The following is a 13,416-nucleotide window of genomic DNA, read 5'->3' on the forward strand; positions in this document are numbered from 1 at the left end:
CGGTTGGGATTTTGAAAGGAGGGAGGTGCAGATGTGAAGATCATAGATTATGCACGGCGCTGGCTTGGTATGGAAAAGCGAGAAACATTGGAACTGAACGTTGATGACCGGCGGCTGCTCGAAGTGTTGGGCATTGAGCCGGGTGATGTCAACGTGCGGGGGAAAAACGCCCTCAAAGTAGACACTGTGTTTGCCTGTGTCCGCATCCGATCCGAATCGGTGGCGAAACTGCCTCTGAAGGTATTCCAGGAGGATGAGTCTGGAATACAAAAACACACGCGGCACCCGGTGTATCAATTGCTCCGGTTGCGCCCCAATCCGTACATGAGCGCTTTTGACTTTTGGAAGTGCATCGAGGCGCAAAACAGTATGTACGGCAACGCTTACGTTTCCATGGAGTTTGATCATCGCGGACGGATTGTCGGGTTGTGGCCGATGGACGCCAGCCGGGTTAAGATCATCGTGGATAACGACACCGGCGCAAGCGGCGTTCTCACCAGTCGATCGAAGCTCTGGTATGAGGTGAACCTTGGCTATGAGCAGCGAAAGCTTTCGCCGGATGAGGTTCTGCACTTCAAAGGCGGCGTGACCCTGGACGGGATTGTCGGTCTATCCCCGCTGGATTGCTTGCGGGCTACAGTTGAAAATGCGGCGTCGGCGAACAAGTTCGTCAACAACTTCTACAAGCAGGGATTGCAGGTAAAAGGTATCGTCCAGTATGTTGGCGACCTGGATGAGAAGGCCAAGAAAAATTTCCGTGAGAAGTTTGAAGCCATGTCATCGGGGTTGAACAACAGCCACCGGGTCGCGTTGATGCCCATTGGCTATCAGTTCGTGCCGATTGCGCTGAATATGCACGACGCGCAATTCCTAGAGAACAATCAGCTGACGATCCGGCAAATTGCTTCTGCCTTTGGTATTAAGATGCATCAGCTCAATGACTTGACCAGGGCGACGCATACAAACGTAGCTGAGCAGCAGAAGGAGTTTTACACGGACACGCTACAGCCGATCCTCACGATGTACGAACAAGAACTGACATACAAGCTGCTGCTGGACGAAGAGATCCAGGAAGGGTACTTTTTCCGCTTTAACGTCGACGCCATTCTGCGGAGCGATATCAAAACCAGGTATGAAGCGTATCGCATCGGCGTGCAGGGTGGGTTTCTCGCACCCAATGAGGCCCGGGCGAAGGAGGAACTTCCGCCAATGGAAGGCGGCGACCAACTGCTGGTGAACGGTAGTGTTGTACCGATCACCATGGCTGGAAGCGCCTATAAAGCGAAAGGGGGTGATGGAGCTGGACAAGGAAAAAAAGACGACCCAGACGAAGGAGATCCGGGCGTTACCGGTTAAGCTTGAGGTTCGAGCCTCTGATGGTGACGACGGCAAACGGACCATCACCGGTGCAATCAAGTACAACACAGACAGTGCAGAGATGCGCGACTGGTGGGGAGACACATTTGTTGAGTCGATCGACAAAGAAGCGTTCAAGGATAGCATCGCTTCGCGTAACGTCGTTGGTTTGTGGAGCCACGACACATCTCAGGTACTGGGAAACACGAAGTCGGGGACGCTTCGCCTGACCAACACGGATACAGAGCTTCGCTTCGAACTAGATATCCCGAACACCACTGTCGGCAATGATGCGTGGGAGTTGATCCAGCGCGGTGATGTGGACGGCGTGTCGTTCGGAATGCGCGTGACAAAAGACAAGTGGACAAGTGAGAAGCGCGATGAAAAACGGGTCTATAAGCGCAATATCTTGAATGCTGAATTGTACGAGATTAGCCCAGTAGCATTCCCCGCGTACCCTGCAAATGAAGTCAGCGTCCGGAGTTTAGAGGAGTTTAAAGCTTCTGAACAACGAGCTGTTGACAAGTATGAAAAAGAAAAACTGCTCATCGAGCTTGACCTTTTTGGTTAAGCTTTTTGTTTTGCCAAATAACTCATGAGGTGATCCCATGACAAAAGAATTGCGAGCGCTGCTCCAGAAGCTGGACAACGCGAAACAAGAAGTACGGTCCCTGCTGGCCGAAGACAAGACACAAGAAGCGAAAGATAAAATGGACGAGGTCCGAAGCCTGCAAGCAAAAGTAGATTTGCAACGTGAACTGGAAGAAACCGAGGCTCGCGGTCTTGGCGGGAAGGAACTGAACGACGATGGCAACGTGGAAGAACGCGACATGCAGGAGCTGGAGAAAGAATATACCGGCATCGTACTGCGCGGGATCCGCCGCCGCCCAATCTCAGAGGAGATGCGCTCTGTCATCCGCGAATATGAAAAACGAGCCGTCATGAACGAGGGGAATACAAATCCGGCTATCGCTGACGGAGACGTTGGGATTGTCGTGCCGCAGGACATCCAGACGCAAATCAATACACTGATGCGTGATTGGAACGACTTGAGCCAGTATGTGACCGTTGAGAACGTCACCGCGCTCTCTGGTACTCGGGTTATGGAGTCGGACGCAGACATGACTCCCTTTGCGGATGTAGACGAGTACGGAATAATCCAGGCGACGGATAATCCGAAGTTTACACCGATCAGCTATAAGGTCAAAAAGCGGGCAGGTTACTTGCCACTGACCAATGAGCTACTTCAGGATAACGATGCGAACCTGCTGGGGTACGTTACAAACTGGATCGCCCGGAAGGCGGCCCATACACGCAACGTGCACATCATCAATTTGTTGAAGACTATCACACCAAAGACGCTGGCGGATTTGAAAGCGATCAACACGGTCCTCAACGTGGACCTGGACCCGGCAATCAGCCGTTCCGCCGTTATCTTGACCAACCAGGACGGATTCAACTGGCTGGATAACCAAGTTGATGGCAAGGGGCGCCCGATTCTGATGGATGACTTCACACAACCAGGACGTAAGCTTTTCAAAGGTCGTCCGATTGCGGTCGTATCTAACCGTAACTTGCCTTCTGATGGTACCAATGCACCGTTGATCATCGGTAACCTGAAGCAGTTCATGGTACTGTTCAACCGCCGATTCTTTGAGCTGGCATCCACCCGGGAAGGCGGCGATGCATGGCGCCGTGATACTACAGAGCTCCGGACCATCATGCGCGATGATTACGTAAAATGGGATGCGGAGGCTGCCGTATTCGGCCAATTGGATATCACACCAACACCTTGATAATCAATAAAGCGGGGGGCCGGGGGAAGCCGGCCCTCAGTATTTGGGGGTGAACTGTATGGCTAAGGTGAACAAAGCCTTTCGTGAGCGGTATCACGACATGAAACTGTATCTTCCTGGTGAAGAATACCCGGATGATGACCAACAGCGGGTTCAATATCTGGTCTCCCAAGGATTTTTGAAAGCGTCCGAAAAAGCAGTTCCGCCCAAGTCGCCGACATTGGAAGAATTTTCGGAGCTTTCGGCTGCTGAGCAGAAAAAATGGTTGGCCACTTTGGGAATCGTAGGGGACGACAGCAACGCGGATAAGCGGGAGGCACTTTACCGGCAATATCTTGGCGTTGATTCTTCCACAGTAGACGACGGAGCGGCCAATGATGGAGTAGTGAATACTGATGCCGATCTTGACGCTTGAAGAAACGAAGACCTGGCTGCGGGTAGACGGAGCAGATGAGGACTCGCTCATCCAAACACTGATCGGTGCAGCAGAGGAATATTTGCGTAATGCCGTTGAAGTAGAATTTGACAGCACCAACCAGCTTGCGAAGCTGTTTTGCCTGGTGATTTGCGCGGATTGGTATGAGAACCGGGACCTAATTGGGTCGCAACCGTCCGACAAGATCCGTTTTTCCGTGCAGTCCATGCTTGCACAACTCCAGCATGCTTACGCGCCGCCACCGGAGACAACGCCATGAAATCACTGGTCAATCGGCTGAATAAACGAGTGACGATCCGGCGGCAAATTTGGGCGGAGAATAGCATGGGGGAACGAAAGCAAGCGTGGGAAGACTACGTGACGGTCTGGGCGAGCGTTGAGCCCTTACGCGGGCAGGAGTTTTTTGTTGCACAGCGGAGCGAGGCCGATGTCACCACTCGTATCCGGATACGCCACCGCGATGATATCGACCGATCAATGACGGTCCGTTGCAACGGCGTGGATTTCGAGATCATGTACATCATCCATCCTAATTTCAATGGGCGGGAGCTGCAGTTGATGTGTAGGGAGAGACAGTGACATGCTGACGCGCGCACAAATCAACAAAGCCATAAACGACAAAATCAAAGCTGAGTTCCCTGGCATTGAGATAGCGAGCAGCGATGTAGAAGAAGGGTTCAAACGCCCTTCTTTTTTCGTCATGCTGGAGACAAATCGAGCAGAGGCTCTCCAATTCAATAGTTTGCGGGACATGACTTGCCGCATCTTGTTCTTCCCCACCAGCCGGCACAAATACAAAGAAGAAGCCTATGACGTCATGGACCGGCTCGAAAAGTTATTTGGCCTTTCCCTCCCGGTTGGCGATAGGGTGATCACAATTAATCATGCGGAGTCTCGGCTGGTTGATAAAGTCGTCCACTTCGATTTCGACTTTGAATACTATGATGACTCGCCTTACGAGGAAGGCAACGAAAACCAAGACAAGATGCAGGAGCTGAACTATCGTGGCTGACTTCGACATCGATACAAGGGGTCTGGACAGGTTCCATGGAGAGCTTGAGGATCTGAAAAAGCTCTTTCCCAATGAGGCCAAACGGTTAATGAGAGCATCTGGAAATCACGCACGAAAAATCGTTCTTCGCCGGGCGAAGGCATCCGTCATCGAAGATACTGGAGACTACTTCAAGTCGATCAAACGAGGCCGGGTATGGGTTAAAAACGGTGAATACAAGGTACGGACGTATAGCCGCAGCAGACACGCCCACTTACTTGAGTATGGCCACCGCATGGTGGGCCCGGAGCCAAACAAAAAGGAGCTCGGATTCGTTCTTGGTTTTCATGTATTCGACAAGGCGGCAAAAGAGATCAACCAGAAATGGAACGGGATCCTGGAAAAAGAGTTTGACAAGATCATGAGCAAGTTATAGGAGGTGTCGGCATGGGACTGCCTGAGATTTCGATTATCTTCTCGTCTCTGGCCGTTTCGGCCATTCAGCGGAGTCAACGCGGCATTGTAGCGTTGATTCTCAAGGACGATACTGGGACCTTTGATACAAAAGAGTACAAATCCGTGTCTGAAGTCCAATCAAGTGATTGGACCGCAACAAACCTGCAGTACATCAAGGATGCCTTTCTTGGCACGCCGTCTAAGGTGATCGTTGAGCGGATTGATGCGGCTGCGACCGACTACAATGAGGCACACACTCGTCTCGCAAGCAAACGGTGGAACTATTTGGCCATTCCTGGAATTTCGCCTGCGGATGCCGCCACAGTTGCAACACAGGTCAAAACGTGGCGCGACGTGAACAAAAAGACCTTTAAGGCGGTGCTGCCGAATATTGATGCGGACCATGAGGGCATTATCAATTTCGCCACCGAGGGAAAGGTAAAAGGCGTTGCGGAACCTTTCACTGCCTCTCAATATACAGCCAGAATAGCAGGCATCCTTGCTGGGTTACCGCTGACACGTAGCTCCACGTACTACGTGCTGCCAGAGGTTGAAGCAATCCAAGAGAGCTCTGATCCGGATGCCGACATCGATGCCGGAAAGCTCATTTTGATCAATGACGGCGAAAAAATCAAAATTGCCCGCGGCGTCAACAGCTTGACGACGACCACAACCGACAAAGGTGCAGACTGGAAAAAGATCAAGATCATCGAGGGTCACGACCTGTGGATGGAGGACGTAAGACGTACCTTCGAAGAACACTACGTCGGCAAGGTCAACAACAGCTACGATAACCAAGTGCTCTTTATCACGGCAGTAAATGCGTATTCGCGCAGCCTAGAGGGAACTGTGCTCGATCCCGCAGCCGAAAACAAAGTAGGTGTCGATGTGGAGGCACAGCGCTTGGCGTGGGAGAGCATCGGAACGGATACGAGCACCTGGGATGATCAGAAAGTAAAAGAAATGACGTTTCAGTCTTTCGTGTTCCTGGCTGGCGGCCTGAAGTTTTTGGATGCAGTCGAAGATCTGCAGATGAAAATCCACGTGTGAGGCGGTGAATAGACAATGGCGAAGCCTGATGGAAGACGAGTCATTAATGGAACATATGGCCGTCTTTGGGTAGATAACGAATTGTGGGCAGAAGTAGACAGCTTTGAAGCGAAAGTGGTGGTCAACTGGGAGGATGTTAATTTTGCCGGGGAGGGCGCCACGTACAAGAAGGGAATCGGATGGACCGGAGAGGGCAGCATGACGATCAAGAAAATCTATTCCCGAGTCCAGAAAAAGATGGCGGAGGCTATCCGGCGAGGTGAATACCCAAGGTTGGAGCTTGTCGGGAAGTTAGCAGATCCAGATGCATTCGGATCTGAACGAGTTGCGCTTCATGACGTGACGATAAATGAATTTATGCTCATGAAGTTTGAACAGAAAACTTTGGGAAGCGAAGAAGTTCCTTTTGCTTTTAGCGATTACGACCCGATCGATTTGATAACAGGATGATAGGAGGGGCAATATGTCCAAAAAAATTACGATTGCGAAACTGCTTGAGAATAAAGACAAGTTGAAAAACAAGAAAGCCAAAAGACAAACACTATATGTTGATTCTCTGGAGGGTGAGATCGTGATCCAACAACCAGAGAAGTCTGTTGCACTTGAAGCGCTGGAAATGACTCAGGATAGCGAACGAGAAGATCTAGCTGACCCGTACCTCGTTTACCATTGTGTAGTTGAGCCCAACTTAAAGGATCCAGCACTCCAGCAGGAATTCGGCTGCGCTGAACCAATGGATATTGTCGATATGATTTTCCTTCCTGGTGAAGTGGCGACAATCGGTGGCTTTGCAATGAAACTGGCTGGTTATGGCAAAGGGGTAAAGGCAGTTGATGATGAAATAAAAAACTGATGCATAGTGGTGATGAAGACTTCTACTTTCTTCACCACTATGTCCAAAAAGGCCATACTGTCGAGTATTTACTGGGGCTCGACTATCTTACCAAGCGGGTGATGATGCAGTCAATGCTCCTGGCAATTAAAGAAGAACCTCGGTAAATCGCACGGAGGCGCATTCCAGCGCCTCTTTTCCTTTGAAGGGAGGAGGGATATCAAAGTGAGTGCGAAGGATATCTCGAAGACGCTTGTCCTCAAAGACGGCGTAACGGCTACCCTTGCCAGAATTGCAGGGGGCACTGTCCGCTATAAGAAGCAGCTCAAAGAGCTGAAAGACCAGGGAATGGATACGTGGAAGTCGATCAAAAGTGGCGTAAAATCGGCGGCCATTACTGTGGCTACCACCACCGCGATCGCGAGCGCTGGCCTGATCGGCCTTGGAGTTCATGCAAACGCCAGCGCCGAGACGGCAGAGAAATCTTTCGGGATTCTGCTGAATTCTGCACGTGATGCCCAAACGATGGTGTCCGATCTCCGCAAGCTCTCGCGAGAATCACCGTTTGAGTTCGATGGATTGCAGGATTCTGCGAAAATGCTTCTCGGAATGGGGTATGCCGGCCAAGAAGTCATGCCACTGATGTACACCCTGGGAGATGCGGTTGCTGCAACAGGGCGGGGCATCGATGAGCTCAAAGGGATTGCCCTGGCGCTCGGCCAGATCAAATCTAAGGGAAAGATCAGCGCCGAGGAAATGAACCAATTGGCGGAGCGTGGGATCCCGGCCTGGTCGCTTCTGGCCAAGGAAATGGGTAAATCTACTGCGGAGGTTATGAAGCTCAGCGAGAACGGCAAATTGTTCGCGGATCAGGCGCTTCCGCTCATCATGAAAGGGCTGAAAGATCGGTTCGGTGGCAGTATGAAAGAGATGTCCAATACATTTACCTACACGCTGGCAAACATCAAAGAAACAGCGGTTCAGATGCTGGGAGAGCTGACTAAACCATTATTTCTTGCAATCAAAACTGATCTGCATAGTATCCAGCAGATGATGGAGTCCAGCTCGGGTAAGAAGTGGGCCGAAGATTTGTCGAACGGGATGGTAAAGATCTACCAAGGTGCGAAAGCTGTGGGGCAATCCCTTTACACCATTTCCATGTTCTTTGTTAATAACTGGTCCTGGATCGAGCCTGCCGTATGGGGAGTCGTAGGGGCGTTTGCGGCCCTGAAAACCACGATCGCCATCTTGACTGTGAAGCAGCTGGCGCTGAACTTGGCCATGACAGCCAACCCCATCGGGATGATCATCGTTGGTATTGGCGCACTAATCGCGGCGGGGGTGGCGCTTTGGCGAAATTGGGATGTTGTGTCCCTAAAGCTCCGCGAGGGCTGGAACGTGATGGTAGATGCCGCTGAATGGGGCGTAAACAAATATGTCGATTTCGCCAACTCTATTCTGCGGGCCTATAAATTCTTATTCGATTCCATCGTTTGGATCGGGAAAAGCGCATGGAACCATCTAATCGAAGCGACTGAGTCCGGCGTTAAGAGGATGATCAAGCCCCTCAATGCCGTTTTATCCGCAATGGGGAAGGAAACAGTGGACGTCAGTTTTGGCGGCGCTAAGTTCGCTGAAGTCGCGGCACCGAAATGGGATACAAGCTTTGCCCCCATTCCGAAGGTAAGCCTTCAAGGGCTTAAAGCAAATGTGCACAGATCAGGGGTAAGAGATGATCTTGAACAGGCACGCAAAGAGCAGCGGGACATGAGAAAAGCTCAGGCAGAACGCAATAGACAATTGGAGAATGCTCTCAACGCGAATACGGCAGCTCTCACAAACAACACCTCAGCAACGGATAAAAACACCAAAGCTCGCTTGCGGGATAACCAGAGCCCTATGGATCTTGCCGATAGTCTCTTGGGGCGCATCGAGCGGCATATCTGGTCAACATAGGGAGGTGCGACTGTGATCAACGTGTTTCTGTCTATCAACAACAACGCGGAGGTCTTGCAACTCCCCGTTCCTCCTGCTGAGTATTCGGTCGATTCCCCGTGGAACAATGAACGCGCTGATGGGTTACAACAGACGCTGAACTTGATCGGCCTGAAAGGACTCCGGACGGTTGAGATCAAAAGCTTCTTTCCGATCCGGGATTATCCTTTCCTCCGCAACCGAAATATGTGGGGGATGGCGTACGTCGAGACGATCGAACGTTGGCGCGGCATGCGGATCCCGGTCCGTTTGGTCATCGTTGATTCCGGAGGTGCCCAGTCCTTGAACATGGCGGTCACAATCGACAGCTTTGAGTGGAAAGTCGGCAAGAGCGGGGACATCGAATACACGCTGCAGATGACGGAGTTTGCATTTATCAGCACATCAAGGGGGTGATGATGTGTTCCAAATACTTCTTATCAAAAACGACGGGCAAAAAAGCTACGATATCACGCCTTTGGTCGGAAGTATAACATGGGACTCGAATCTCTCCATGATGGCAGCGATGGAGTTCGATATTAGCTGGACCGATGCAAAACTTTTTCCGGCTAATCCCTGTGACCTAGGCGACGTTGTCATCCTCACCAAAGATGGAGAGGAGGTCCACCGCGGCGTAATCGTGACGGAAGGGCGATCCGGAAGAGCGGCAATCAAGTACACCGTGTACGATTACGCCTGGTATCTGGGCAAGTCCAAGAGCGTGTACCAGTTCAACAATATTCCCGCATCGCAGGCAATCACAAAGATACTGAATGACTTTGGCATGCTGATCGGTCATGTTCCGGAGATGGCCACACCAATAGATGAGATCTACCTGGAGAAAAGCCCGGCGGAGATCATCGAAGACATCTACAAAAAACATGAGCGGGCATCCGGGAAACGGTACAACGTGGAGATGCGGCAAGGCAAAATCTACTTTGAAGAGATGAAAAACCTGGTCATAAAGGGAACGTTCAAGCTGGCGGAAAATGTCGCTCCTGCTGATGTCCTGGCGAATCCCTTGGGCGCGGATCGTACCCGAACAATCGAAAGCATGCGCAACAGGGTTAAGATCCTGGTCGAGCATGACGACAAGGAAAAGACGAAACCCAAATACGAAATCGTCGCAAATGTGCAGGATGAGGGATTGATCCAAAAATACGGCCTTCTGGAGGAAGTATTCAAGATAGACGCCGAAGACGCCGCAAAGGCCAGGGAAGTCGCTCGCATTCTTCTCCAGCGGCTGGCGCGGATCCACGAGACGAACAGCATCAAGCTACTGGGAGACGTGGCTTTCAAGGCAGGCCGGCTGCTAGATGTAGACGAACCAATCACTGGCATGAAACAGAGATTCATGATCACGGCGGTGAAACACGAAGTGAAAAAACAGATCCACACGATGCAGCTTGAGCTTGCCTTGCCTGAGGATGTGAAGTAGGGGTGAGGAAATGGACAGTATTGATCGATTAGCTCAAAAAATCGCAGAGATGCATAAACAGAATCGAAATCCCAAGAGCACGGCTCCGGTTGTGGGGAAGGTTCTGAGCATATCTCCTCTCCGCATCCAGTACGGGGATAACGTCCTTCTTGAGCAGGAAAAACTGATCGTCGCGGAGCGGTTGATGGCCGGGACAAACATCGAGATAACGGAAGCCAATATGGTGGGAAACGACGCCAGCAATCCGGCCACCATCACATTCCACCGCGAAGTAGGCGGAGACCTGACTGAGCGCATCAAGCGGCTGTCTATCCCTGCGGCCGCCGGGGAGAACAACAAGGTCATGGCCAAACTGACCACTCCCCTGCAAGAAGGGGACCAGGTGATCATGATTCCTGACCAGGACTGGAAGAAATGGTATGTCCTTGATAAAGTGTGGAAGGAGAGCAAAATATGACGCTGCCTCAAGTTGCTCAGTTGGAAATTCCTGAAGCCAACCTTATCCAGCAAACATCGCATGAGACGGTCCACAAAACGTTCTTGTGGGACTTCGCAAAGGGCGATTTTGTTTTGCGGGACGGACACCTGGTCGAAGTCACTGGGATTGAGTATGTGAAGGTCTGGGTGGAAAAGGCCTTGCACACTATGAAAGATTCCCTGATCTATGAAGGGACGGGTTTTGGAAGTGAACATCACACACTGATCGGACAAAACTTTCACCCGGACTTCTCCAAGGCCGAATATGAGCGGATGATTCGGGAGGCGCTCCTTCAAAACTCCGCGATAACGAAGGTAGATAACTTCTCTTTTGATCAGTCTGGTTCCGGGCTGACAATCAGTTTTGACGTCGTGAGTATCTTTGGGACAACACAAGGGGCGGTGACAGTCTAATGTCTACCAAGAACGAAATACTTACCGAGATGCTGAACGCTGTTCCCAGTTCGTACGACAAACGGGCTGGGAATTTTATGTACGACGCTTTGGCGCCGGTTGCGGAACGGTTTGAAAAAACGGATCAGTCAATCGAAACGGCGAAAGAAAAGTTGAGCATCGAGAACTTGGCAGGAGACGAGTTGGCTCAACGGATCAAAGAGCGGACTGGCATCGAACGGAAAGAGGCGACCAGGTCCGTGGGCAGCGTAGTCGTGACGGGAACCGGGGCGATTAATGTGGGTGATCTGTTCGAGACGCCCGGAGGAGTACAGTTCGAGGCGACTGAAAAGAAGAACATTGTGATGTCCGGCACAGTGTCGATAAGGGCCGTTGTCCCTGGCAGCAGCGGGAACGTCCCAGCGAACACGATCACCATGTTTCCGGTTACACTGGCCGGATTTACGGCTGTCACCAATCCCTCTCCGACCACAGACGGATTTGACGCGGAGTCTGATGTGGACTTGCTGCAGCGGTACTATGAGCGGATCCGCACGCCAGCAACGAGCGGCAATAAGCACCACTACAAGAACTGGGCGAAGGAGGTACCCGGTGTTGGAGATGCTCGGGTCATTCCCCTCTGGAACGGCGACAACACGGTGAAGGTGGTCATCATCGACAGTGACAGAAAGCCGGCCAGTCAATCCATCGTGGACGCTGTGCAAGAGTACATTGATCCAGGCATCGCTGGTGACGGAAGCGGCGCAGCACCTCTTGGTGCGTATTGCACCGTGGTAAGCGCGACCGGGGTGGACATCGACGTTTCCGTCACGATCACACTCTCGGCCGGATACACCCTGCAACAAGCAACGGAGAACATCCAAGAGCGTTTGCGGCAGTATCTGAAAGAGATCGCTTTCGTGGAGCCGGTGGTCAGTTACGCGAAGATCGGGGCGGCCATCCTGGAAAGCGAGGGCGTGGAGGACTACTCTGGCCTGACTGTAAACGGGGGAACCGCCAATATCTCCATTGACACTGAAGAAGTAGCTGTACTAGGGACGGTGACGGTGGATGGCTGATAAGATGATCAATAGATTGGCACCCTTTATGCGCCGGTCCGAGGTGTTAAAGTCATTCTTTGCGTCTGTCGAACCGGAGTTTTCCAGCAGAGATGAAGCCATAGCAGACCTGCAGGCCCAGATGTCGGTGACCACCGCAACTTGGGGCTTGCTTTTGTATGAAAAGGAATATGAGTTAAAAACGGATCCATCTCCACTGGAGGAACGCAGGGCAGCTGTTATGGCGAAGATGCGCGCAACCGGCAAATTTACAGCCACGATGGCGCACGCCATTGTGAGTGCCTACACCGATAAAGTCCGACGGGTAACCTTTACGGGTAGGATTAAAATCCATTTTAACGGGCTCACCAACCTAAACCTCATTACCGTCGCGGCTGCACTGGAGGACGTCAAGCAGGCGCATATTGATGTGGAGTATGACATGGGAAACAGTTCCGACTTGGTGATATCAGATAAGGTGACTGTCAGCCAACGCCGGTACCATAAGGTGTCTGAGTTCCGTGTCGGAATGAAGCCGATTAAGTATCAGACAGAGGTGATCGTATGATTGACAACGCATATTTGGCCCGCGCCGCCGAAGACCTGAAAAACCGGATTGGGTCACTCGTCGCGAATAATCAAACCGTCCCGATTCAAAGCGTTACTCGGAACGGCCGGACGATCGTCGTGGAAACATTGAGCCAGCAAGGGATCACGGAAGTGACATCCATTAGGCTGTACGATGAGAAAGGTAACCTGATCACCGAGCGGATGCCCAGCATTACTGTTGCGGATCAGCAGCGACTGGCATTCCGTTTTGAGTTTGAGGTTAGGGGTGAGACAAGATGAGTAGTTATAACCCAAAGTTGGATTGGAAATACGATGATGACGTCACGGAACAGGACATTAACCGCTGGGAGCAGGGTATCGCAGATGCGCACGCGCAAATTGCTCAGCTCTCTGCAGACGTGTCAAACCTGAAAACCCGGATGAACACGATGGAAAGCGTGCTGCCGGAGAATTTCCTGTACAACAAATTTGATGATGATCTTTCCACCATCAGCGCTATCCGGGTGATTAGGGGCTACTACAACGAGGCGCAGAGTCGGTTGGAGGTGTAGGGATAATGTGGAAACCTGCCAATAACGGCCATCTACGA

The 13,416-nt window shown here is 51.6% G+C and carries 20 protein-coding genes; all 20 read left to right on the forward strand.

The window, feature by feature from the left end; genetic code table 11:
• Window positions 1-42: 42 nt before the first annotated feature.
• Entirely contained in the window at window positions 43-1,356 is a 1,314-nt protein-coding gene (locus JD108_RS04575) for a phage portal protein (protein WP_407649420.1), read from the forward strand.
• Window positions 1,295-1,927, forward strand: a complete 633-nt coding sequence (locus JD108_RS04580) for an HK97 family phage prohead protease (protein WP_198828741.1) — start codon at window positions 1,295-1,297, stop codon at window positions 1,925-1,927. Before JD108_RS04575 ends, JD108_RS04580 begins: the two co-directional genes overlap by 62 nt.
• Before the next feature lie 37 nt (window positions 1,928-1,964).
• Window positions 1,965-3,152 (forward strand): phage major capsid protein, encoded by a 1,188-nt coding sequence (locus JD108_RS04585; protein WP_198828742.1) that lies wholly within the window; start codon window positions 1,965-1,967, stop codon window positions 3,150-3,152.
• A gap of 58 nt (window positions 3,153-3,210) precedes the next feature.
• Window positions 3,211-3,567, forward strand: coding sequence for a hypothetical protein (locus JD108_RS04590; protein WP_198828743.1), 357 nt, complete (start codon window positions 3,211-3,213; stop codon window positions 3,565-3,567).
• Complete coding sequence (locus tag JD108_RS04595) at window positions 3,548-3,847, forward strand: head-tail connector protein (protein ID WP_198828744.1); 300 nt, start codon at window positions 3,548-3,550, stop codon at window positions 3,845-3,847. The genes JD108_RS04590 and JD108_RS04595 overlap by 20 nt, the downstream gene beginning before the upstream one ends.
• Entirely contained in the window at window positions 3,844-4,167 is a 324-nt protein-coding gene (locus JD108_RS04600; RefSeq protein WP_198828745.1) for a phage head closure protein, read from the forward strand. Before JD108_RS04595 ends, JD108_RS04600 begins: the two co-directional genes overlap by 4 nt.
• A 1-nt stretch (window position 4,168) precedes the next feature.
• A complete protein-coding gene (locus tag JD108_RS04605; RefSeq protein WP_198828746.1) occupies window positions 4,169-4,600 on the forward strand; it encodes a phage tail terminator family protein in 432 nt (143 codons plus the stop codon).
• Entirely contained in the window at window positions 4,593-5,015 is a 423-nt protein-coding gene (locus tag JD108_RS04610) for an HK97 gp10 family phage protein (protein WP_198828747.1), read from the forward strand. Before JD108_RS04605 ends, JD108_RS04610 begins: the two co-directional genes overlap by 8 nt.
• 11 nt (window positions 5,016-5,026) lie before the next feature.
• Window positions 5,027-6,085: a phage tail sheath subtilisin-like domain-containing protein gene (locus tag JD108_RS04615; RefSeq protein ID WP_198828748.1), complete on the forward strand. Its 1,059-nt coding sequence runs from the start codon at window positions 5,027-5,029 to the stop codon at window positions 6,083-6,085.
• A 15-nt stretch (window positions 6,086-6,100) separates the two neighbouring features.
• A complete protein-coding gene (locus JD108_RS04620; RefSeq protein ID WP_198828749.1) occupies window positions 6,101-6,535 on the forward strand; it encodes a phage tail tube protein in 435 nt (144 codons plus the stop codon).
• Between the two features lie 13 nt (window positions 6,536-6,548).
• On the forward strand, window positions 6,549-6,938 hold the full coding sequence (locus tag JD108_RS04625; RefSeq protein WP_198828750.1) for a phage tail assembly chaperone: 390 nt from the start codon (window positions 6,549-6,551) through the stop codon (window positions 6,936-6,938).
• 204 nt (window positions 6,939-7,142) lie between these two features.
• A complete protein-coding gene (locus JD108_RS04630; RefSeq protein WP_198828751.1) occupies window positions 7,143-8,873 on the forward strand; it encodes a tape measure protein in 1,731 nt (576 codons plus the stop codon).
• Window positions 8,874-8,885: 12 nt separating this feature from the next.
• Entirely contained in the window at window positions 8,886-9,308 is a 423-nt protein-coding gene (locus JD108_RS04635) for a hypothetical protein (protein WP_228728309.1), read from the forward strand.
• Window positions 9,309-9,312: 4 nt separating this feature from the next.
• Window positions 9,313-10,329 carry an XkdQ/YqbQ family protein gene (locus JD108_RS04640; RefSeq protein ID WP_198828752.1) on the forward strand — a complete coding sequence of 339 codons (1,017 nt, stop codon included), beginning with the start codon at window positions 9,313-9,315 and terminating at the stop codon, window positions 10,327-10,329.
• A gap of 10 nt (window positions 10,330-10,339) precedes the next feature.
• A complete protein-coding gene (locus JD108_RS04645) occupies window positions 10,340-10,786 on the forward strand; it encodes a DUF2577 domain-containing protein (RefSeq protein WP_198828753.1) in 447 nt (148 codons plus the stop codon).
• Window positions 10,783-11,220: a DUF2634 domain-containing protein gene (locus tag JD108_RS04650; RefSeq protein WP_198828754.1), complete on the forward strand. Its 438-nt coding sequence runs from the start codon at window positions 10,783-10,785 to the stop codon at window positions 11,218-11,220. The genes JD108_RS04645 and JD108_RS04650 overlap by 4 nt, the downstream gene beginning before the upstream one ends.
• Entirely contained in the window at window positions 11,220-12,278 is a 1,059-nt protein-coding gene (locus JD108_RS04655; protein ID WP_198828755.1) for a baseplate J/gp47 family protein, read from the forward strand. Before JD108_RS04650 ends, JD108_RS04655 begins: the two co-directional genes overlap by 1 nt.
• A complete protein-coding gene (locus tag JD108_RS04660) occupies window positions 12,271-12,825 on the forward strand; it encodes a putative phage tail protein (protein WP_198828756.1) in 555 nt (184 codons plus the stop codon). Before JD108_RS04655 ends, JD108_RS04660 begins: the two co-directional genes overlap by 8 nt.
• Complete coding sequence (locus JD108_RS04665) at window positions 12,822-13,106, forward strand: hypothetical protein (RefSeq protein WP_198828757.1); 285 nt, start codon at window positions 12,822-12,824, stop codon at window positions 13,104-13,106. Before JD108_RS04660 ends, JD108_RS04665 begins: the two co-directional genes overlap by 4 nt.
• Window positions 13,103-13,378: a hypothetical protein gene (locus JD108_RS04670; RefSeq protein ID WP_198828758.1), complete on the forward strand. Its 276-nt coding sequence runs from the start codon at window positions 13,103-13,105 to the stop codon at window positions 13,376-13,378. Before JD108_RS04665 ends, JD108_RS04670 begins: the two co-directional genes overlap by 4 nt.
• Window positions 13,379-13,416: the final 38 nt, after the last annotated feature.

It is taken from the genome of Brevibacillus composti (assembly GCF_016406105.1).
Taxonomy (GTDB): Bacteria; Bacillota; Bacilli; order Brevibacillales; family Brevibacillaceae; genus Brevibacillus; species Brevibacillus composti.

What these genes read in the sequence shown, in the direction of transcription:
- JD108_RS04620 (WP_198828749.1), top strand. Translation starts at nt 6,101, where the DNA reads ATGGCGAAGCCTGATGGAAGACGAGTCATTAATGGAACATATGGCCGT.
- JD108_RS04600 (WP_198828745.1), top strand. Translation starts at nt 3,844, where the DNA reads ATGAAATCACTGGTCAATCGGCTGAATAAACGAGTGACGATCCGGCGG.
- JD108_RS04595 (WP_198828744.1), top strand. Translation starts at nt 3,548, where the DNA reads ATGCCGATCTTGACGCTTGAAGAAACGAAGACCTGGCTGCGGGTAGAC.
- JD108_RS04670 (WP_198828758.1), top strand. Translation starts at nt 13,103, where the DNA reads ATGAGTAGTTATAACCCAAAGTTGGATTGGAAATACGATGATGACGTC.
- JD108_RS04625 (WP_198828750.1), top strand. Translation starts at nt 6,549, where the DNA reads ATGTCCAAAAAAATTACGATTGCGAAACTGCTTGAGAATAAAGACAAG.
- JD108_RS04660 (WP_198828756.1), top strand. Translation starts at nt 12,271, where the DNA reads ATGGCTGATAAGATGATCAATAGATTGGCACCCTTTATGCGCCGGTCC.
- JD108_RS04615 (WP_198828748.1), top strand. Translation starts at nt 5,027, where the DNA reads ATGGGACTGCCTGAGATTTCGATTATCTTCTCGTCTCTGGCCGTTTCG.
- JD108_RS04655 (WP_198828755.1), top strand. Translation starts at nt 11,220, where the DNA reads ATGTCTACCAAGAACGAAATACTTACCGAGATGCTGAACGCTGTTCCC.
- JD108_RS04645 (WP_198828753.1), top strand. Translation starts at nt 10,340, where the DNA reads ATGGACAGTATTGATCGATTAGCTCAAAAAATCGCAGAGATGCATAAA.
- JD108_RS04650 (WP_198828754.1), top strand. Translation starts at nt 10,783, where the DNA reads ATGACGCTGCCTCAAGTTGCTCAGTTGGAAATTCCTGAAGCCAACCTT.
- JD108_RS04585 (WP_198828742.1), top strand. Translation starts at nt 1,965, where the DNA reads ATGACAAAAGAATTGCGAGCGCTGCTCCAGAAGCTGGACAACGCGAAA.
- JD108_RS04665 (WP_198828757.1), top strand. Translation starts at nt 12,822, where the DNA reads ATGATTGACAACGCATATTTGGCCCGCGCCGCCGAAGACCTGAAAAAC.
- JD108_RS04590 (WP_198828743.1), top strand. Translation starts at nt 3,211, where the DNA reads ATGGCTAAGGTGAACAAAGCCTTTCGTGAGCGGTATCACGACATGAAA.
- JD108_RS04580 (WP_198828741.1), top strand. Translation starts at nt 1,295, where the DNA reads ATGGAGCTGGACAAGGAAAAAAAGACGACCCAGACGAAGGAGATCCGG.
- JD108_RS04605 (WP_198828746.1), top strand. Translation starts at nt 4,169, where the DNA reads ATGCTGACGCGCGCACAAATCAACAAAGCCATAAACGACAAAATCAAA.